17 protein-coding genes are annotated in these 18,358 nt (G+C 60.8%); 15 read left to right on the top strand and 2 right to left on the bottom strand.

From position 1 onward, the window contains the following. Positions 1–301 precede the first annotated feature (301 nt). The 11 genes from ACM6HV_RS20275 (at position 302) to ACM6HV_RS20225 (ending at position 10,537) form a co-directional block, all read left to right on the top strand. On the top strand, positions 302–1,156 hold the full coding sequence (locus ACM6HV_RS20275; protein WP_414905137.1) for a MurR/RpiR family transcriptional regulator: 855 nt from the start codon (positions 302–304) through the stop codon (positions 1,154–1,156). Between the two features lie 2 nt (positions 1,157–1,158). Continuing rightward, positions 1,159–1,803, top strand: a complete 645-nt coding sequence (locus ACM6HV_RS20270) for an isochorismatase family cysteine hydrolase (RefSeq protein ID WP_414905136.1) — start codon at positions 1,159–1,161, stop codon at positions 1,801–1,803. Then, positions 1,800–3,131 carry a glutamine synthetase gene (locus tag ACM6HV_RS20265; protein WP_414905135.1) on the top strand — a complete coding sequence of 444 codons (1,332 nt, stop codon included), beginning with the start codon at positions 1,800–1,802 and terminating at the stop codon, positions 3,129–3,131. Before ACM6HV_RS20270 ends, ACM6HV_RS20265 begins: the two co-directional genes overlap by 4 nt. Further along, positions 3,115–3,867 carry an N-formylglutamate amidohydrolase gene (locus tag ACM6HV_RS20260; RefSeq protein ID WP_414905134.1) on the top strand — a complete coding sequence of 251 codons (753 nt, stop codon included), beginning with the start codon at positions 3,115–3,117 and terminating at the stop codon, positions 3,865–3,867. Before ACM6HV_RS20265 ends, ACM6HV_RS20260 begins: the two co-directional genes overlap by 17 nt. 85 nt (positions 3,868–3,952) lie before the next feature. Further along, on the top strand, positions 3,953–5,302 hold the full coding sequence (locus ACM6HV_RS20255; RefSeq protein ID WP_108183106.1) for an APC family permease: 1,350 nt from the start codon (positions 3,953–3,955) through the stop codon (positions 5,300–5,302). Positions 5,303–5,421: 119 nt separating this feature from the next. After that, complete coding sequence (locus ACM6HV_RS20250) at positions 5,422–6,438, top strand: arginine N-succinyltransferase (protein ID WP_041074153.1); 1,017 nt, start codon at positions 5,422–5,424, stop codon at positions 6,436–6,438. 61 nt (positions 6,439–6,499) lie between these two features. Continuing rightward, positions 6,500–7,534 (top strand): arginine N-succinyltransferase, encoded by a 1,035-nt coding sequence (gene astA, locus ACM6HV_RS20245; RefSeq protein WP_222018946.1) that lies wholly within the window; start codon positions 6,500–6,502, stop codon positions 7,532–7,534. Positions 7,535–7,719: 185 nt separating this feature from the next. Beyond that, positions 7,720–8,589 (top strand): isocitrate lyase/PEP mutase family protein, encoded by an 870-nt coding sequence (locus ACM6HV_RS20240; protein ID WP_007968750.1) that lies wholly within the window; start codon positions 7,720–7,722, stop codon positions 8,587–8,589. A 324-nt stretch (positions 8,590–8,913) separates the two neighbouring features. Next, the gene (locus tag ACM6HV_RS20235) at positions 8,914–9,687 is read left to right on the top strand and encodes a hypothetical protein (protein WP_414905133.1); all 774 of its coding nucleotides are present in this window, start codon (positions 8,914–8,916) and stop codon (positions 9,685–9,687) included. Beyond that, positions 9,684–10,343 (top strand): transposase, encoded by a 660-nt coding sequence (locus ACM6HV_RS20230; RefSeq protein ID WP_145595239.1) that lies wholly within the window; start codon positions 9,684–9,686, stop codon positions 10,341–10,343. The genes ACM6HV_RS20235 and ACM6HV_RS20230 overlap by 4 nt, the downstream gene beginning before the upstream one ends. Before the next feature lie 17 nt (positions 10,344–10,360). Next, positions 10,361–10,537, top strand: a complete 177-nt coding sequence (locus ACM6HV_RS20225) for a hypothetical protein (RefSeq protein WP_186448468.1) — start codon at positions 10,361–10,363, stop codon at positions 10,535–10,537. A 64-nt stretch (positions 10,538–10,601) separates the two neighbouring features. Here the strand turns inward: ACM6HV_RS20225 and ACM6HV_RS20220 are convergent, their stop codons facing one another. Further along, positions 10,602–11,837 carry a M20/M25/M40 family metallo-hydrolase gene (locus tag ACM6HV_RS20220; RefSeq protein WP_414905132.1) on the bottom strand — a complete coding sequence of 412 codons (1,236 nt, stop codon included), beginning with the start codon at positions 11,835–11,837 and terminating at the stop codon, positions 10,602–10,604. A gap of 142 nt (positions 11,838–11,979) precedes the next feature. Beyond that, positions 11,980–13,053 carry a diguanylate cyclase gene (locus ACM6HV_RS20215; RefSeq protein ID WP_145595235.1) on the bottom strand — a complete coding sequence of 358 codons (1,074 nt, stop codon included), beginning with the start codon at positions 13,051–13,053 and terminating at the stop codon, positions 11,980–11,982. Positions 13,054–13,225: 172 nt separating this feature from the next. Here ACM6HV_RS20215 and ACM6HV_RS20210 point away from each other — a divergent pair, with 172 nt between their 5' ends. From ACM6HV_RS20210 to glcE, 4 genes are all read left to right on the top strand, one after another. Continuing rightward, complete coding sequence (locus ACM6HV_RS20210; RefSeq protein WP_414905131.1) at positions 13,226–14,677, top strand: flavin-containing monooxygenase; 1,452 nt, start codon at positions 13,226–13,228, stop codon at positions 14,675–14,677. A 21-nt stretch (positions 14,678–14,698) separates the two neighbouring features. Then, entirely contained in the window at positions 14,699–15,625 is a 927-nt protein-coding gene (locus tag ACM6HV_RS20205; protein ID WP_414905130.1) for an alpha/beta fold hydrolase, read from the top strand. Between the two features lie 184 nt (positions 15,626–15,809). Further along, positions 15,810–17,309, top strand: a complete 1,500-nt coding sequence (gene glcD / locus ACM6HV_RS20200) for a glycolate oxidase subunit GlcD (RefSeq protein WP_414905129.1) — start codon at positions 15,810–15,812, stop codon at positions 17,307–17,309. Next, a complete protein-coding gene (glcE, locus tag ACM6HV_RS20195) occupies positions 17,309–18,358 on the top strand; it encodes a glycolate oxidase subunit GlcE (protein ID WP_414905128.1) in 1,050 nt (349 codons plus the stop codon). The genes glcD and glcE overlap by 1 nt, the downstream gene beginning before the upstream one ends.

The raw sequence follows: 18,358 nt of genomic DNA, 5'->3' as shown, positions 1-18,358 counted from the left end.
GGCGGCAAACCGCCGGTTTTGCGGCAATTGTGCCGCAAAACCGGGCGGCCTGGGGGATCTCGCGAGCCAGGACGTTACCCCGGCGAGCGTACAAAAACGGCAATGTCTCACACACCAATAGGCAATGGACTACAAGGGTCGAGGACATCGGTGTAGCCCTTGTGACACAGCTCTTTGAGGTTATTTAAACAGTGAATTCCTACCGCAAAAAATTCACTAGACATGTAACCTGAGTTACATAAATACTGTTTTAACGGATTATGAAACGAATTCAACACCCCCTCATCCAGCAGGAGCCCGGATGCCCCCTCTTAGAGACTTGATCACCGATCCCGGCCTGGAGCTGACGCCGTCGGAGCGCAAAGTGATTCGCGCCCTGCTCGACCAGTATCCACGCAATGGCCTGGGTCCGATGGCGCGTCTGGCCGAACACGCCGGCGTCAGCGATCCGACCATCGTGCGGCTGGTGAAGAAGCTCGGATTCGGCGGTTATGCCGAATTTCAGGACGCCCTGCTCAGCGACATGGACCACCGCCTGCGCTCGCCGCGCACCCTGTTGCAACCGCGTTCGCACCTGAACAAGGACGACGCCTGGGGCCATTATCTGGCCGATAGCCAACGCCTGCTGGTGGAAACCCAGGTTCTGACCCAGCCCGAAGACGTACGCATTCTGCTCGACTGGCTGCTCGATACGCGGCACCAGATCTACTGCTTCGGCGGACGTTTCAGCAGCCTGATGGCCAACTACCTGCTCAATCACCTGCGCCTGCTGCGCCCCGGCTGCTTTGCCCTGGAAGACAACGCACAACTGCCCGACCGCCTGTTCGATCTGCAACGCCAGGACGTGGTGCTGCTGTTCGACTATCGCCGCTATCAGACCCAGGCTCTGCGTGTGGCCAGTGCTGCAAAAAGCCGCAACGCCCGGGTGGTGCTGTTCACCGACATCTATGCCTCACCGCTGCGGGAACTGGCCGACCTGATCATCAGTGCTCCGGTGGAATCGGCTTCGCCGTTCGACACCATGGTGCCAGCGCTGGCCCAGGTCGAAGCACTGATTGCCTGCCTGACCCTGCGCAGCCCCGATCTGGCCGATCGCCTGGAAGGCATCGACGTCCTGCGCAACGAGTTCAACACCCACCTGCTGGAGGATAAATAAGGATGTTCAGTCTTCCCCACCGCTCGCCGCGGGACTTGCCGTTCGTCATCGACCACACTGCGTTGCTGCTGGTGGACATGCAGCGTGTCTGGCTCGAACCGCAGTTCGACCCGCACCTGAACGGCCCGGACGCCGAGTATTTCCTGACCCGCACCCACATGCAGGTGGTGCCCAACCAGCGCCGCTTGCTCAGCGCCTTTCGCGAAGCGCGGCAGAACGTGCTGCACACCATTATCGAAAGCCTGACCGCCGACGGTCGCGACCGCTCGCTGGATCACAAACTGTCGGACATGCACCTGCCCAAAGGCAGTGAACAGGCGCGGATCATCGACGACCTGACCCCGGTGGAAAACGAAATCGTGCTGCCGAAAACTTCGTCCGGGGTGTTCAACTCGACCAACATCGATTACGTGCTGCGCAACCTCGAAACCCGCCACCTGATCATCGCCGGCATTGTCACCGACCAGTGCGTCGACATGGCGGTGCGTGATGCCGCCGACCGCGGTTATCTGGTGACGCTGGTCGAAGACGCCTGCGCCACCTACACCCCGGCGCGACATGACGCCTGCCTGAATGCGATCAAGGGCTACTGCTGGATCAGCGACACCCAAACCGTGCTCGGCAGGTTGCAGGAGATGCGCCCATGAGCGAGCGCCTGACGCCGTTGCCGATGACCACCATTGTCACCACTGACCTGATCGGCATCACCCGTGGCCGTTCGTTTCCCAGCGATCAGCTGGAGCATTATCAAGCGGCCGGTTGCGGCTGGGTGCCGGCCAACAGTGCCTTGACGCCGCAGGACATCATCGCCTCGACCAACCCGTGGGGCGCGTATGGCGATTTGCGGCTGATCCCTGACTTGAGCAGCCGCGTCACCGTCGCCAACGGCCCGGATGCCGCAGCGCCGGCGCTGGACTTCATCCACGGCGACATTCGCGAAACCGATGGCCGCCCGTGGAGTGCCTGTCCGCGCACGCTGCTGCGCGATGAAATCGAACGTTATCGCAACGACCTCGGCCTGCAGGTCAACGCGGCGTTCGAACACGAATTCAACCTGCATGCCGGCTTCGCCGAACACCTGGCGTTTTCCCTCGAAGCCCAGCGTCAGGGCGCCGAGTTCGGCGGCTGGCTGCTCAGCGCCTTGCGTGCCGGTGGCGTCGAGCCAGAGATGTTTCTGCCGGAATACGGCAAGCATCAATACGAAATCACCTGCCGCCCGACCTGTGGCGTGGCAGCGGCGGACCGTGCGGTCAATGTGCGCGAGATCACCCGTGAAATCGCCCGGCAAATGGGCCTCGACGTCAGCTTCGCGCCGAAAACCAAGGCTGATGCGGTGTGCAACGGTGTGCATTTGCACGTCAGCCTGCTCGACCTGCAAGGTCTGCCGCTGCTCTACGACGCCGGCACCAGCAACGGTCTGTCGACCCTCGGCCAGCATTGGGCGGCGGGGATCCTGCATTATCTGCCAGCGCTGTGTGCATTCACCGCGCCGACGCCGGTGTCGTACGAACGCTTGCAGCCGCATCACTGGAGCGCGTCCTACGCGTGTCTGGGGCAGCAGAACCGTGAAGCGGCGCTGCGCATTTGTCCGACCGTGAGCCTGGGCGGCAAATCCGTGGCGGCGCAGTACAACCTGGAGTTCCGCGCCATGGACGCCACCGCTTCGCCGCACCTGGCGATGGCCGCGCTGCTGATCGCCGGACGGCTGGGCATCGAACAGCGTCTGGCGCTGAACGCGATCACCGATGAAGTACCCGATTCACTCAACGACGAGCAACGCAAGGCCCGGGGCATCGTTGCCCTGCCCGCCTCGCTGGCCCAGGCGCTGGATTGCCTGCGTGACAGTGCAGCCTTCAATCAATGGCTGCCTAAGCCGTTGCTCGACACTTACCACGCCCTTAAAACCGAGGAACTGGCGCTGACGGAACAGCTCTCGCCCGCTGACCTGTGTGAGCACTATGCACGCCTGTACTGAATCCGCCGAGCTGGGGTTGTATACCCGCCCGGTCTACAACCTGAGTCGTGAAGATTCATCGCATCCGTTGATCCTGGTGTGTGAGCACGCCAGCCGCTACATCCCCGAAGCCCTGAACAATCTGGGCCTGGACGATGCAGCCGCGCGCGAGCACATCGCCTGGGACATCGGCGCATTGCAACTGGCTGAAAAGCTCTCGCAAGTGCTCGGGGCGACACTGTTGAGCGCCAACTATTCACGGTTGCTGATCGACCTCAACCGGCCCCGGCATGCCCCCGACAGCATTCCGGCACAGAGCGAGATTTATCAGGTGCCCGGCAATCGCGAGCTGGACGAAGCCACTCGCGAGTACCGGCGCCAGACGCTGTTCAAACCGTTTCACGCCCGGCTGCAAACCCTGATCGACCAACGCGTCGCGCAGGGTAAAGCGGTCCGGGTGGTGGGGATTCACAGCTTTACCCCGGTGTATTACGGCCAGCCGCGCCCGCTGGAAGTCGGCGTGTTGTTCGGCCAGGCCAGCGCCTATGCACAACGGCTGATCGACGGCCTCGGCCAGCACCCGTTGAAGGTCGCGGGCAACCAGCCGTACCGGATCGATCCGCTGGGTGACATGACCGTGCCGGTGCACGGCGATGCCCGTGGACTGGAGTCGGTGCTGATCGAGGTGCGCAACGATCTGCTGCGCAGCCCGGAAGCGGTGTCGCTGTGGGCCGAGCGCCTGGCACCGCTGTTGTAACGAATGCAAAGATTGATAACGCGGTAAACGACGGACCGACATAACAACTAAAAACGCCGGATAGGCTGACAAGGAGTTGCGCTTCATGGAAATAGAAGAGTTCGGCTACAAACAGGAGTTGAAACGTAGCCTGACACTGACCGATCTGGTGGTGTACGGAATGATCTTCATGATCCCCATCGCCCCGTTTGGCGTGTATGGCTACGTCAATGCCGAGGCGCCCGGGATGGTGCCGCTGGCCTACATCATCGGCATGGTGGCGATGCTGTTCACCGCGTTGAGCTATGGCAGCATGGCGCGAGCATTTCCGATTGCAGGTTCGGTGTACTCCTACGCGCAACGCGGCCTCAACCAACACGTCGGCTTTCTCGCCGGCTGGCTGATGCTGCTCGACTACCTGCTGATTCCGCCGCTGCTGTATGTCTACGCGGCGATGGCCCTCAACCATCTTTATCCGGACATTCCGAAAGTCGGCTTCATTCTGGCGTTCCTGGTCAGCGCGACGTTCGTCAACCTGCGCGGCATCACCTTCACCGCACGGATGAACATCATCTTCCTGCTGGCGCAATTGGTGGTGCTGGGGATTTTCCTGTTCTACGCCTGGAATGCCCTGCACAACGGCGGCGGCAACGGCGGGCTGACCCTGGCGCCGCTGTATCACCCGGAAACATTCAACTTCGCCCTGCTGATGCAGGCGGTGTCGATTGCGGTGCTGTCGTTCCTCGGCTTCGATGCGATCTCGACGCTCGCCGAAGAAATCAAGGGCGACCCGGGCAAAAGCGTCGGTCGGGCAGCGCTGATCACGCTGCTGGTGATGGGCGCAATTTTCGTCGTACAGACCTGGATCGCCACCGACCTCGCTGCCGGCATGGGCTTCAAGTCCGCCGACACCGCGTTCTATGAAATCGCCGAAATCGCGGCGGGCAGCTGGCTGGCAACGCTGACCGGTGTGGCGACTGCACTGGCCTGGGGCGTTGCCGTGGCAATCACCTCGCAAGCCGCGGTGTCGCGCCTGCTGTTCGGCATGGCCCGTGACGGCAAGTTGCCGAAAGTGCTGGCCAAGGTGCACCCGAAGCACAACACCCCGTACCTGAGCATTTATCTGGTAGCGCTGCTGTCGCTGGTGATCTGCTACCTGTTCATCAATTCGGTCGACACCCTGACCTCGCTGGTCAACTTCGGCGCCCTCAGCGGTTTCATGCTGCTGCACCTGACAGTGATCAACTACTACTGGCGTCGGCAGAAGTCCGGCCAGGTCGTGCGCCATCTGATCTGTCCGGTGATCGGCTTCATCATCGTCGCCGCCATCATGTACAACATGGGCGTCGATGCGCAGAAACTCGGCCTGATCTGGATCGCGCTGGGTCTGGTGTACCTGTTCTTCCTGAACAAGCTCGGCGCCAGCAGTGCGTTGCCTGACCCGAGTAATGGCTGACAAGAAAAAGAGCGGCGTCTGACAACAAATCAGGCGACCGCCGCTTTAAAGCGTGGCAACCGACAGTGATAGTCAGGTTCGGTGCGGATCACCGGACCCTTTGATACAGGAGTACATCCATGCTGGTCTTACGCCCAGTCGAGCCAACCGACCTGCCGCAATTACAGCAACTGGCCCGCGACAGTCTGGTCGGCGTCACGTCGCTGCCGGACGACAGCGAACGCCTGCGTGAAAAAATCGCCGGTTCCTGCGCCTCGTTCGACAAAGACATTCAGGCGCAAGGCCCGGAGAATTACTTCTTCGTGCTGGAAGACCTCGACACTCGGCGGCTGGTCGGCTGCTCGGAGATCCTCGCCACGGCCGGTTTCAACGAACCGTTCTACAGCCTGCGCAACCGCCACTTCACCAGTGCCTCGCGGGAATTGAACATCGAACACGGTGTGCCGGCGCTGTCGTTGTGTCACGACCTCAACGACCACACCCTGCTGCGCGGTTTTCACATCGACAATGCGCTGGTGCGCAGCGCTTTTTCCGAACTGCTGTCGCGGGCGCGGCTGCTGTTCATCGCCGCTCACGCATCCCGTTTCGCCGATGCGGTGATCACCGAAATCGTCGGCTACAGCGATGAGAATGGCCATTCACCGTTCTGGGATGCACTGGGCAAGCATTTCTTCGACCTGCCCTACGTCGAGGCCGAGCGCCTGTGCGGTCTGCAAAGCCGCACGTTTCTCGCCGAACTGATGCCGCAATACCCGATCTACGTGCCGATGCTGCCCCCGGAAGCACAGGCATGCATCGGCCGGATTCACCCGGACGGCCAGGAAGCGTTCGACATCCTTGAACGCGAAGGCTTTGAAACCAACAGCTACATCGACCTGTTCGACGCCGGCCCGACCCTGTATGCGCGCACCGCGAACATCCGTTCGATCGCCCGCAGCCAGACCGCCACCGTGCGTCAGCAAGCACAAATCGATGCACGGGGACGCTATCTGGTGAGCAACGACGCCTTGCACGGTTTCCGGGCCATCGTCGCCGAACTGGATTACCAGCCCGATCAACCGCTGTCCCTTACGCCAGCCCTGTGCACGGCGCTGAAGGTCACCGATGGCAGCACGATCAGGCTGACAGCCCTGTGAACGGCGCCCGGTTGCACACCCAACGACAGTGCCCGAACAGGCGCGTACAAGGAGTTACCGCATGATCGTCCGTCCGGTCAAAGTCAGCGACCTGCCAGCGCTGATGACTCTGGTGAAGCAGGCCGGCCCCGGGTTCACCACCCTGCCGGCCAATGAAGACCGCCTCGCTCACCGGGTGCGCTGGGCGCAACGTGCGTTCGCCGAGCAGGTGGAACGGGCTGACGCCGACTACCTGTTCGTGCTCGAAGACGACGATCTGCGCGTGGTGGGTGTCAGCGCCCTGACCGGCGCGGTTGGCCTGCGCGAGCCGTGGTACAACTACCGCGTCGGGTTGACCGTGAGTTCATCGGCGGATCTGGGCATTTCCCGGCAGATTCCCACGCTGTTTCTCAATAATGAGCTGACCGGCCAGTCGGAACTGTGCTCGTTGTTTCTCAGCCACGATCATCGCCATGGCAGCAACGGCCGGTTGCTGTCGTTGGGGCGCCTGCTGTTCGTGGCTGAATTTCCGCAGTTGTTTGGCGAGAAGATGATCGCCGAACTGCGTGGCAGTGCCGATGAACGCGGTTGTTCGCCGTTCTGGGACAGTCTGGGCCGGCACTTTTTCCAGATGGACTTCAGCCACGCCGACCACTTGTCGGGTCTGGGCAACAAGTCGTTCATCGCCGAACTGATGCCGCGCCAGCCGTTGTACACCTGCATGCTGACCGAACAGGCACAAGCGGCCATCGGCCAGCCACATCCCAATACCGAGCCGGCGCTGAAGATCCTGCGCGAGGAAGGCTTTGTGCATAAGGGCTACATCGACATCTTCGACGGCGGCCCGGTGATCGAAGCGCCGATCGGCAGCATTCGTACCGTGCGCGACAGCCAGGCGCTGACCCTGAGCCTCGGCACGCCGGACGATCAGGCCCCCTTGTGGCTGATCCATAACCGTCGCCTGGAGAACTGCCGCATTACTGTGGCCCCCGGTCGTCTGGTCGGCAATACCTTGGTGGTCGATCGCCTGACCGCCAAGCGCCTGCAACTGCAGCCGGGCAATTCGGTCCGCGCCGTGCTGCTGCCCAGGCAACAGCAACATGCAGTCGCGGCCTGAACGCCGGCCCTGACACTGGAAATCCGCTGATTGCAGATGAAACCTTTCAGCCTTTGCATCCGTGATCAACGCCTCACTTGCAAATTCGTCATGAACCTTGACCCATTCGCGTGATAGCCTTTTCATTCTTCGGCGTTGACACCTTTGCTCAAGCCGTTCCATTCCTTTGTATTGGTGGAACTCGTATGACCAGGCTTTCCCATCAAGATTTGCGCCGTAACTTCCGTCAATTGCTGGCTTCCGACACCTGCTACCACACGGCCTCGGTGTTCGACCCGATGTCCGCGCGCATCGCCGCAGACCTGGGTTTTGAAGTGGGGATCCTCGGCGGCTCCGTCGCCTCGTTGCAGGTGCTGGGCGCTCCCGACTTCGCCTTGATCACCCTCAGCGAGTTCGCTGAGCAGGCCACCCGCATCGGCCGCGTCGCTCAGCTGCCCGTGATCGCCGACGCCGACCACGGCTACGGCAACGCCCTCAACGTGATGCGCACCATCGTTGAGCTGGAACGCGCCGGCGTCGCCGCACTGACCATCGAAGACACGCTGCTGCCGGCACAATTCGGCCGTAAATCCACCGACCTGATCTCGGTTGCCGAAGGCGTCGGCAAGATCCGTGCAGCGCTGGAAGCCCGGGTCGATTCGGAAATGGCGATCATCGCCCGCACCAACGCCGGCATTCTGCCGAACCAGGAAATCATCAGCCGCACCAAACAATACCAGGCCGCCGGTGCCGACGGCATCTGCATGGTCGGCGTGCAGGACTTCGATCAGCTTGAGCAGATTGCCGAACACCTGACGGTACCGCTGATGCTGGTCACCTACGGCAACCCGGCGTTGCGTGATGACAAGCGTCTGGCCGAACTCGGTGTGCGCGTAACCATCGACGGTCACGGCGCGTACTTCGCGGCGATCAAGGCCACCTACGACAGCCTGCGCGAACAACGCCAGATCTTCACCCAGGCTTCGGACCTGAGTGCCACCGAACTGACGCACACCTACACCCAGCCAGAGGACTACATTCTGTGGGCGAAGGAATACATGAGCGTCAAGGAGTGATTGCTCACTGATACGAGTCTCGGACAACTCTAAAGATGGCCGGTAGACGCAATGTCACCGGCCAAGTTGCGAGAAAAGGCGAATCAATAATAGCCAGCTTCTACCAGCGATACACACCTACAAACAAACACCAATATTTAACAACAACTACAGCATTGATATTAAATATCGCCTCTCTATAATCGCAAACCGTTAAACAGCAAAAACATTCAAACCTTCAAGCGCGGAGATCTGTTTAACAAAACGAAATAACAAACCTGATAATTACACCTGATCAAATAGTCTAAAAAGTACATTTGACAGAAAATGACAAAGCGACTTCCCATGATAAAAAACCTGCTCAACCCAGACTTGAAGCCTGACCAGCTTATCACCTGCATCAAAACAACAAACATGGGGAGCGAAGTAAAGATCCTGGCCGACCAGTTATCCGAACCTGAAGCAGATACCGAGAATTTGTCCCGTCACGCCGCGATCATGAAAGCGACCAACATACACACCGGAACGTTGACGTTATATTGCAACAAAGATGGAAACATCAGCCTCAAGGCACCTGATAATGCATCCGCGCCTGAGCAACTATATTCCGTACCCGGAAACAGCGTTTTGTTCGCCATCAACGGGCAATCGTATTCCATCCAGCTTTATCGGCTCGACGGTGAATATCTGACTCGCGCAGAGCAGGTGATCGTGGATGCCGAAAATCCGTTGTTCATCGACGGCAGCAAAATGCTGTATGACAGCAATCCGAATGGAAACGGGCACCCGGCGTTTATTGGCAGCATCAATCTGCCCGACAGAACTGCCGACATCAGTGTGTTCGACCCCCACTCGTTGCGCAAAATCGGCTGGTTTCCTCATGACGACAGCGCCGCGCGCTTTCTGGTGAGTCTTGAACTGCTCGAAGCAGTACAGGACCCCGGAGCCTGCAAAGTGGCGCAGGAATTGATTTATCACTATCACCCCGCTGTCGCCTGGCGGGCCTTTCAGATGATCAACAGAGCGGATCGTCAGGCCGCACTAAGTTGCGCCCCGCTGTTGAGAAACCTGCAAGACAGTCGCCTGAACTACTTGCTTGACCAGTGTGAAGCGGCATGAAATTACAGTCATTTATCGAGCGCATGGCGACTTACGATCTGCAACTGGACAGTTCAAGGATCGTGGAAGATCTGCGTCAACTGGCGACTAACCGCACGTTGTTGAGCGAGTACCTCTACACCACGATTCAACAGGACGGCTTCAGTACCAAAAACAGGCTTTATGGGGCCTATGCATTTGTCCTGCACTCTAACGATCTGTTTACAGTTCGCCTGGGGTTCTGGTCGCCGGTCACGTCACGGGATGAAAGGGAAACCTTTATCTATGACCTCAACCACAGTCATGACTTCGAACTCTATTGTGTGGGTTACAGCGGTGACGGTTATACCACCGTTTCACGAGAAATTCTGGATCAAGCGCCGCTGCAGGCCGGCAGAAGGCCCGAGTTCGGCGAAGAACGAGTCCTTAAACTTATTCCGGGTGAGGTGCTGCACATGCTTCCACTAAAGGAAGTACACAAACAGCTACCACCTGAAACAATGTCTGCCTCGCTGAGTTTGCTTATTCATCCTCCGCAGGCAGCCAAAACCGAAGAAGCCTGGTGCTTCGACGACAATCTGGTGCCGACTTATCCCGGCATCGCCCGCCAGGAGACAGCACTCTATGACAGCCTGCTGTCACGGCTACAACGTGAGCAGACTTCACTGCTCACTTAATCAGAAAGGAAATCTGCATGAACAAGCAACTCGATAACTGGAACCAGACTCCACTGCTGCACGCCGGCGCCAACGTCATCAATACGCCGGTTGCAACCGCTGCGGCATCGCCATGCACAGGCATCATTCCACGTTACAACGTGGGCAACATTCACGAAATCAAACAATTCTGGAACACCCCGCAACAAGCCTGATTGCTTCAGGATTCAACGTATGAAGGTGGCAGGCCTTAACGGCTGCCACCTTCACGCGTGGCAACTATTTGCCCGCCAATTCCATGATCATCCGTGACAACAGATAAATCCGCGGCGTCACGCTCGCCACTTCGGCGTACTCCTCCGGCGTATGAATATTGCCGCCGACAATCCCGAAACCGTCCAGCGTCGGCGTCCCCACGCCGGCTGACAGGCTGGCATCCGCCGCACCGCCACTGCCCTCTTCGGTCAGCTTGCGGCCGATCTCGCCGTAAATCCCTTGGGCCATCGCCATCAAGCGATCCGACTCCGCCGTTTGCGGCATCGGCGGCAAGCCGCGTTTGAGGCTGGTGGTGACTTCGGTTTCCGCGATCAGCTTGTCCTGCGAGACCCGCGCCAGGTCTTTCTCGATCCGGTCGAATTCTTCCGGCACGGCCGCGCGCACGTCAGCCTTGGCGATGGCGTGATCGGGAATCACGTTGGTGCGATCACCGGCCTGGAGCACGGTGAAGTTGATCGTGGTTTTCTTCGCTTCGTCGCCGAGTTTGCCCAGTTGCAGAATCTGGTGCGCCGCTTCCATCGCTGCGTTGCGTCCCAACTCCGGCGCGACGCCCGCATGCGCAGCCTTGCCCTTGACCTCGACCAGCGCCGTTGCGCTGCCTTTGCGCCACACCACCAGACCATCGGCCGGACGCCCCGGTTCGAGGTTGAGCGTCACGTCGTGGGCCTTGGCGGTTTTCTTGATCAAATCGGTGGCGACATCCGAGCCGGTTTCTTCGCTGGCATCGAGCAGGAAGGTGATTTGCGCGTAATCCTTGAAGTCGAGGTTCTTCAGGATCTTCAGCGCGTAGATCCCGGCGACGATGCCGCCCTTGTCGTCCATCACCCCCGGCCCGTAGGCGCGGCCGTCCTTGATGTGGAACGGGCGCTCGGCGGCGGAGCCTTCCTTGAACACCGTGTCCATGTGCGCCATCAAGAGGATTTTCGCCTTGCCGGTGCCTTTGAAAGTGGCCAGCACATGGTTGGTTTTTTCCGGTGTATTGGGCACCCGCTCGATGGTAGCGCCGAGTTTTTTCAGCTCGTCGATGGCGATCTCGCTGACTTGTTTCAGGCCCGGTTCATAACCGGAACCGGAGTCGATGTTGACCAGCCGTTCCAGCAGTTTCAGGGCTTCGGGCTGATACTGCTCGGCATCCGCCAGCACTTGCTTGTGCGGTTCGGCGAAGGCACCGGCAGCGCTGAAGGCGAGAGACAGGCCGAGGCTGGCGGCCAGCAGGGAGCGGGGAAATGAGAACGTCATGAATCGATCCTTGTTTCGCGTCGGGGGATTCAAACCGTACCTGACATCAACGCAAGGCTCTATAGCGGATGCGACACCGGAGCCGCCGACACCGAACACTTCCAGGAGCGAGCCGGCTCGCACAGGTGAATGTGGTGAGCAGTCAGACCGAATCGAGCAGTTCCTGTTTCGGCAGATCGTCATTGTTGCAGATCACCCGATTGCGCCCGGTCGCCTTGGCCTCGTACAGCGCCTGATCCGCATCATTGAGCCAACGGGTCGCGTCGCCATGCGCCGGATCATAAGCCGCCAGACCAATGCTCAGGCTGACCTTGAGCGCCGGGTTCTGCTCGTAACCCAGAGTGGCGAAACGTTCGCGCAAGGCTTCCATGGCCTGCGCGGCATTGAACAGCGGCAGGTCGGGCAGAATCACGCAGAACTCATCGCCGCCGTAGCGCCCGGCAATATCCGCAGCGCGCAGGTTCTGCTTGAGCATTTTGCTCAACTGGCGCAGGACGATGTCACCCGCCACATGCCCATATGTGTCATTGATCGACTTGAAGTGGTCGATATCGATCAACGCAATCGCCGCGCCCTGTTGCTGTCGACGGCAACGTTGAAAAGCGATGTCCAGTTGATCCTTCCAGGCGCCGTGGTTGAGCAGACCGGTCAGGCTGTCGGTGCGACTCAGGGCCAGCAGTTCACGCTTGTGCAGGCCCAGCGTGTAGGCCTGGCGAAAGCAGATCCAGCCCAGCGCCAGCGGGTACAGCATCAACAACGGCAGGCAGGCATACAGCTGTAAAGGTGAGGTGGGCGGGATGAACGCCGGGGCGAACACCACCAGGCCGACGCCGATTCCAAGGACCTGCGCCGCCAGGCCCGCCGCGAGAAAACGCAAGCCGCCGATGGCGACATTATTCATCGCCATCATCGAAACGGTGGTGGCACTGGGCAGCGGATTGAACTGCATGGCGGCGACCCAGAAGCCGCCCATAAACGCGTCGATCAACAGATTGCGGTGTTCAGCATGGTAGGGAACGCTGGAGCGACGGGCCCATTGAAACGCCAGATGCGGCCAGACCAGGCCATTGAACAGCATCAGTGCCCAGACCCACGGCGGCGGGTCAAGCGGGTACATCGCCACGCTCACGCACAACAACCCCAGCACCAGGCCGAGGGTTCGCGATGTATAAAGCCTCCTGGCCAGTGAAAGTCCCTTTCCCCCCTTGTTTCGCATAAGGGCCTCGACCACTCAACGGAACCTGCGCACACCGTCAGACCGATGTGCTGGGAGTCTATCAGCCAGCCGTTAAATAGCCATCACCGCCCAGCCGCCCGCCCCCACTCGGCGAATTTTTAGCTATACCTGAAAGGATGAAAACGGTGAAACGACTATAAGAAGGAGACCCATGCGGACCTACCAGGTGTTGATCATCGGCAGCGGATTTGGCGGCCAATGTGCGGCGGTCAATTTGCTCAAGGCCGGCATTGACGATTTTCGCCTGCTGGAACGAAGGGCGTTCTTCGGCGGCACCTGGTGCCAGAATACCTACCCCGGCGCGGCGGTGGATGTGCCCTCACCGCTGTACTCGCTGTCCTTCGCGCCGTACCGCTGGACGCAGATGTTTGCCGCCCAGCCTGAACTGCACCGATACACCGAACACGTCATCGAACGCTTCGGCCTGCGCGAGCGCGTGGAGCTGCAAACCAACGTCGAACGCATCGAATGGGATGACGCCGCCAGGCAGTGGGCGGTGCACACCAACAAGGGGATGTTCTGCGCGCAGTTCGTGATCAACGCCTCCGGGCCATTGAGCCAACCGGTGATCCCGCCCTTCCCCGGCCAGGATCGCTTTCAGGGCAAGACTTTTCATACAAACAATTGGGATCACCGCTACGACTACCGCGGTAAACGCGTGGCCATCGTCGGCAGCGGCGCCAGTGCCGCGCAGGTCATTCCGGCGATTGCCCCCGAGGTCGCACAACTGCATGTATTCCAGCGCACACCACATTGGGTGCTGCCGCGCGCCGATCGCCGGTTCGGACCTTTGCAGCGCTGGCTGCTGGGGGTGAAACCGGCCTACAAGCTGCTGCGCTGGCTGCTTTACTGGCAATTCGAAACCCGGGTCATCGCCTTCAAATATTCGAAACCGGCGATTCATCTGGTCCAGCGCCAGGCCCTGCGCTTTCTCAAGCAACAGGTGCCGGACCCGCTGTTGCGCGCAAAACTCATCCCGGACTTCACCATCGGCTGCAAGCGCATCCTGCTTTCCAGCACCTATTACCCGGCGCTGACCCGGCCCAACGTCACCCTGCACAGCCGCGAGCAAGGCATCGCCGCGCTCGATGAAACCGGCATCGTCACCCAGGATGGCCAGCACATCGAGGTCGACCTGATTGTCTGGTCGACCGGCTACGACGCCACCGACGGCGTGGTCTCTTATCCGGTGACCGGCAAGCACGGCGTGCAACTTAAGGACGTCTGGGCGCAATACCCGCGCGCCTATCTGGGCACCAGCCTGCCGGGCTTTCCCAACCTGTTTATCGTCACCGGGCCCAACACCGGCATCGGTCATACCTCGGCGCTGTTCATCATCGAGGCGCAGATGAACTACATCCTCGACTGCATCCACACCCTGCAAGCAAAAGAACTGCGCAGCATCGAAGTGCGCCCCGACGCGGAACGTACCTACACTGCAATGATCCACCGTGAGATGGAGCGCACGGTATGGAAGTCCGGCGGCTGTCACAGTTGGTATCAAAGCAAGAGCGGTCATGTGATCGCGATATTTCCGGGCTTCAGTTTCAGCTACTACCGGTTGACCCGGGCGCTGAAACCGGCTGACCACATTCTGTCCTGAACACGTAAAAGGAAGACGTCGATGCTTGTGCTGTTTGTCGCTCTCGCGGTTTTCGTGGCCTGGAGCTGGTTGAGTTATCCGGCGATCGGCCATTGGCTGTATGACTTGAGCACGGCGCTCGAGGCCAGGATGTACAAGTTGCACAAGATCGAAGTGCCGATTGCCGAAATGACGGTCTCGACCTGGCAAGGTGGCCCTTATGAAGCCGCCAGCGCGATCCTGATGCTGCACGGCTACAGCGCCGAGAAAAATCTGTGGCTGCGCTTCGCCAGGCACTTTGTCCGCCAGTACCGGGTGATCATTCCGGACATCGCCGGCCACGGTGAAACCGGCTTCAAGGCCGGTGGCGGCTATGACATTGCGCTGCAGGCCAAGCGCATGATCCAGCTGCTCGACGTCTGCGGCGTGGAGAAAGTCCACGTGATTGGCAACTCGATGGGCGGCTACATCGCAGCGTGGCTGGCCGCAACTTACCCGGAGCGGATTGCCTCGGTGGCGCTGATCGACCCGGCCGGCGTCACTGCACCGCAGGCCAGCGACATGGAGCGCCACCTCGCCCGTGGGCATAACCCGTTCCTGATCAACTCCCGGGAAGAATTCCGCCAGTTTTATGCGATGACCATGGCCTCGCCACCGTGGGTACCCGGACTGGTGCTGGACGCCATCGCCCAGCGATACGAACGCCAGCGTGATGAACTGGAAGAGATCTTCCGCGACTTCCGCGCCAGCCCGCCGATGGAGCCGAAACTGGCCGATATCAAATGCCCGGCGCTGCTGCTGTGGGGGCGCAAGGATCGCTTGATCGACGTCAGCAGCGTGCCGGTGTGGAGCAAGGGCATCGCCAATCTGCGGGTCGAAGTGTGGGATGGCGTCGGGCACATGCCGATGGTCGAACAACCGGGGAATACTGCGCGGTTGTATCGGGAGTTTCTGGGCAGTCAGCGATGAATCCCACAACTATCCTTGTAGTGAGGGAGCTTGCTCCCGCTGGGGCGCGAAGCGGCCCTTATCCAGCAAATGCAACTAGCCTGTCTCGACACGATATCGATCTCGGGTCTGCTGCGCAGCCCAGCGGGAGCAAGCTCCCTCGCCACAAAACGCTCTCTTGGCGACAAAGATTCGGAAGATCGAAATGAACATTCTCTACGACGAACGCCTCGACGGCCCGCTACCGGAAGTGAACAAGGCTGAGCTGCTGAAAACCCTGCAGCACGCCCTCCCGGACCTCGACCTTCTGTGGCGCGAAGACGAACTCAAGCCGTACGAATGCGATGGCCTGTCGGCCTATCGCACCACGCCGATGCTGGTGGCGCTGCCCCGGCGACTCGATCAGGTACAAACCCTGCTCAGACTCTGCCATCAACACCACGTGCCGGTGGTGGCCCGTGGCGCCGGCACCGGGTTGTCAGGCGGCGCGCTGCCGCTGGAAAGCGGCCTGTTGCTGGTGATGGCGCGGTTCAACAACATCCTGCACATCGACCCCGCGGCTCGCACCGCACGGGTTCAACCCGGGGTGCGCAACCTGGCGATATCCCAGGCGGCGGCGCCGTTCGGCCTGTATTACGCGCCGGATCCGTCGTCGCAGATTGCCTGTTCGATCGGCGGCAACGTCGCGGAAAATGCTGGTGGCGTGCATTGCCTCAAGTACGGTCTGACCGTACACAACCTGCTGAAGATCGAAGTGCTGACCATCGAAGGCGAACGCCTGACACTGGGCAGCGAGGCCCTCGATGCGCCGGGTTTCGACTTGCTGGCGTTGTTCACCGGTTCCGAAGGTTTGCTCGGGATCATCACCGAAGTCACGGTCAAACTGCTGCCCAGACCGCAGGTCGCCAAGGTGCTGCTGGGCAGCTTCGATTCGGCGGAAAAGGCTGGCCGCGCGGTGGCCGACATCATCGCTGCGGGGATCATTCCCGGCGGCCTTGAGATGATGGACAACCTGGCGATCCGCGCCGCCGAAGACTTCATCCACGCCGGTTACCCGGTCGCTGCCGAAGCGATTCTGTTGTGCGAACTCGATGGCGTCGAAGCCGATGTCCACGACGATTGCCTGCGGGTCCGCGAAGTCATGTTTCAGGCCGGCGCCAGCGAAGTGCGCCAGGCCCGCGATGAAGCCGAGCGCGTGCGCTTCTGGGCCGGTCGCAAAAATGCCTTTCCGGCGATCGGCCGCCTGTCGCCGGACTACTACTGCATGGACGGCACCATCCCGCGCCGCGAATTGCCCGGCGTGCTGCAAGGCATCGCCCGCCTCGGCGCCGAATACGGCTTGCGCGTTGCCAATGTGTTCCATGCCGGCGACGGCAACATGCACCCGCTGATCCTGTTCGACGCCAACCAGCCCGGCGAACTGCATCGTGCGGAAGCGTTGGGCGGGAAAATTCTCGAATTGTGCGTGCACGTCGGCGGCAGCATCACGGGTGAACACGGCGTCGGCCGCGAGAAAATCAATCAGATGTGCGCGCAATTCAACAGCGCAGAGCTGACCCTGTTCCACGCCGTCAAAGCCGCGTTCGACCCGCAAGGCCTGCTCAACCCCGGCAAGAACATCCCGACCCTGCACCGCTGCGCGGAATTCGGCGCCATGCACATTCACGCCGGACAATTGCCATTCCCCGAACTGGAGCGCTTCTGATGGCTGACGTCGACGCCAGCGGCGCCCTGCTGGATCAGGTCAATCAGGCCCGGGCCAACGCCACGCCGCTGAAAATCCAGGGTGGCAACAGCAAGGCGTTTCTGGGGCGCGAGGTGGCCGGCGAAGTGCTCGACACCCGCGCACACTGCGGCATCGTGCGCTATGAACCGACCGAGCTGGTGGTCAGCGTGCGCGCCGGTACGCCGCTGCGCGAGTTGCTCGCGGCGCTTGACGCGGCCGGGCAGATGCTGCCGTGCGAACCGCCGGCCTTCGGTGACAGTGCCACCGTCGGCGGGATGATCGCCAGCGGAATGTCCGGGCCACGGCGGCCATGGTCAGGTTCGGTGCGCGACTTCGTCCTCGGCACCCGGGTCATCACTGGCCTCGGCGAACATTTGAGGTTCGGTGGCGAGGTGATGAAAAACGTTGCCGGCTACGACCTGTCGCGGTTGTTGACTGGTAGTTTCGGCTGTCTCGGCGTGCTCACCGAGGTCTCGCTGAAAGTTCTGCCGAAACCGCGTCAATGCCTGAGCATCCGCCTCGATATCGACTGCACCCGAGCGCTGACCAGGCTGGCCGAATGGGGTCAGCAACCGTTGCCGATCAGCGGCGCCTGCCATGACGGGCAAAGCCTGTACCTGCGCCTGGAGGGCGGCGAAGGCTCGGTGACTGCCGCGCATCAACGACTCGGCGGCGAGCCGCTGGACTCTGTGTTCTGGAGCGATTTGAACGAGCAACGCCTGAGCTTTTTCGACGGAGGCCTGCCGCTGTGGCGCCTGTCGCTGCCGAACAATCTCGAGCCGCAAGACTTGCCCGGCCAGCAGTTGATCGACTGGGCCGGCGCGCAACGCTGGCTGAAGTCCGATCACGAGCACGTTCAGATTCTCGCCCAGGAACTCGGTGGCCATGCCACCTGCTTCACCCATGGCGCCAGCGACACACCGTTCCAGCCGCTGCCGCGCACGCTGATGCGTTATCACCAGCAACTCAAGGCGCAACTCGACCCGCAAGGGCTGTTCAACCCCGGCCGGATGTACGCGGAGTTCTAG

It is taken from the genome of Pseudomonas sp. IT-P260, from assembly GCF_949768395.1.
In the GTDB taxonomy this organism is placed as follows: Bacteria; Pseudomonadota; Gammaproteobacteria; order Pseudomonadales; family Pseudomonadaceae; genus Aquipseudomonas; species Aquipseudomonas parakoreensis.
Note: the sequence above shows the minus strand (reverse complement) of the source record. Positions and strands in the feature narration are given on the sequence as shown.

Bases quoted from the DNA above. Each gene is read 5' to 3' on its own strand.
- ACM6HV_RS20225 (WP_186448468.1), top strand. From the start codon at position 10,361: ATGAACAAGCAACTCGATAACTGGAACCAGACTCCACTGCTGCACGCC.
- ACM6HV_RS20250 (WP_041074153.1), top strand. From the start codon at position 5,422: ATGCTGGTCTTACGCCCAGTCGAGCCAACCGACCTGCCGCAATTACAG.
- ACM6HV_RS20270 (WP_414905136.1), top strand. From the start codon at position 1,159: ATGTTCAGTCTTCCCCACCGCTCGCCGCGGGACTTGCCGTTCGTCATC.
- ACM6HV_RS20260 (WP_414905134.1), top strand. From the start codon at position 3,115: ATGCACGCCTGTACTGAATCCGCCGAGCTGGGGTTGTATACCCGCCCG.
- ACM6HV_RS20205 (WP_414905130.1), top strand. From the start codon at position 14,699: ATGCTTGTGCTGTTTGTCGCTCTCGCGGTTTTCGTGGCCTGGAGCTGG.
- ACM6HV_RS20265 (WP_414905135.1), top strand. From the start codon at position 1,800: ATGAGCGAGCGCCTGACGCCGTTGCCGATGACCACCATTGTCACCACT.
- ACM6HV_RS20255 (WP_108183106.1), top strand. From the start codon at position 3,953: ATGGAAATAGAAGAGTTCGGCTACAAACAGGAGTTGAAACGTAGCCTG.
- ACM6HV_RS20275 (WP_414905137.1), top strand. From the start codon at position 302: ATGCCCCCTCTTAGAGACTTGATCACCGATCCCGGCCTGGAGCTGACG.
- ACM6HV_RS20230 (WP_145595239.1), top strand. From the start codon at position 9,684: ATGAAATTACAGTCATTTATCGAGCGCATGGCGACTTACGATCTGCAA.
- ACM6HV_RS20220 (WP_414905132.1), bottom strand. From the start codon at position 11,837: ATGACGTTCTCATTTCCCCGCTCCCTGCTGGCCGCCAGCCTCGGCCTG.
- glcE (WP_414905128.1), top strand. From the start codon at position 17,309: ATGGCTGACGTCGACGCCAGCGGCGCCCTGCTGGATCAGGTCAATCAG.
- ACM6HV_RS20235 (WP_414905133.1), top strand. From the start codon at position 8,914: ATGATAAAAAACCTGCTCAACCCAGACTTGAAGCCTGACCAGCTTATC.
- ACM6HV_RS20210 (WP_414905131.1), top strand. From the start codon at position 13,226: ATGCGGACCTACCAGGTGTTGATCATCGGCAGCGGATTTGGCGGCCAA.
- glcD (WP_414905129.1), top strand. From the start codon at position 15,810: ATGAACATTCTCTACGACGAACGCCTCGACGGCCCGCTACCGGAAGTG.
- ACM6HV_RS20215 (WP_145595235.1), bottom strand. From the start codon at position 13,053: ATGCGAAACAAGGGGGGAAAGGGACTTTCACTGGCCAGGAGGCTTTAT.
- ACM6HV_RS20240 (WP_007968750.1), top strand. From the start codon at position 7,720: ATGACCAGGCTTTCCCATCAAGATTTGCGCCGTAACTTCCGTCAATTG.
- astA (WP_222018946.1), top strand. From the start codon at position 6,500: ATGATCGTCCGTCCGGTCAAAGTCAGCGACCTGCCAGCGCTGATGACT.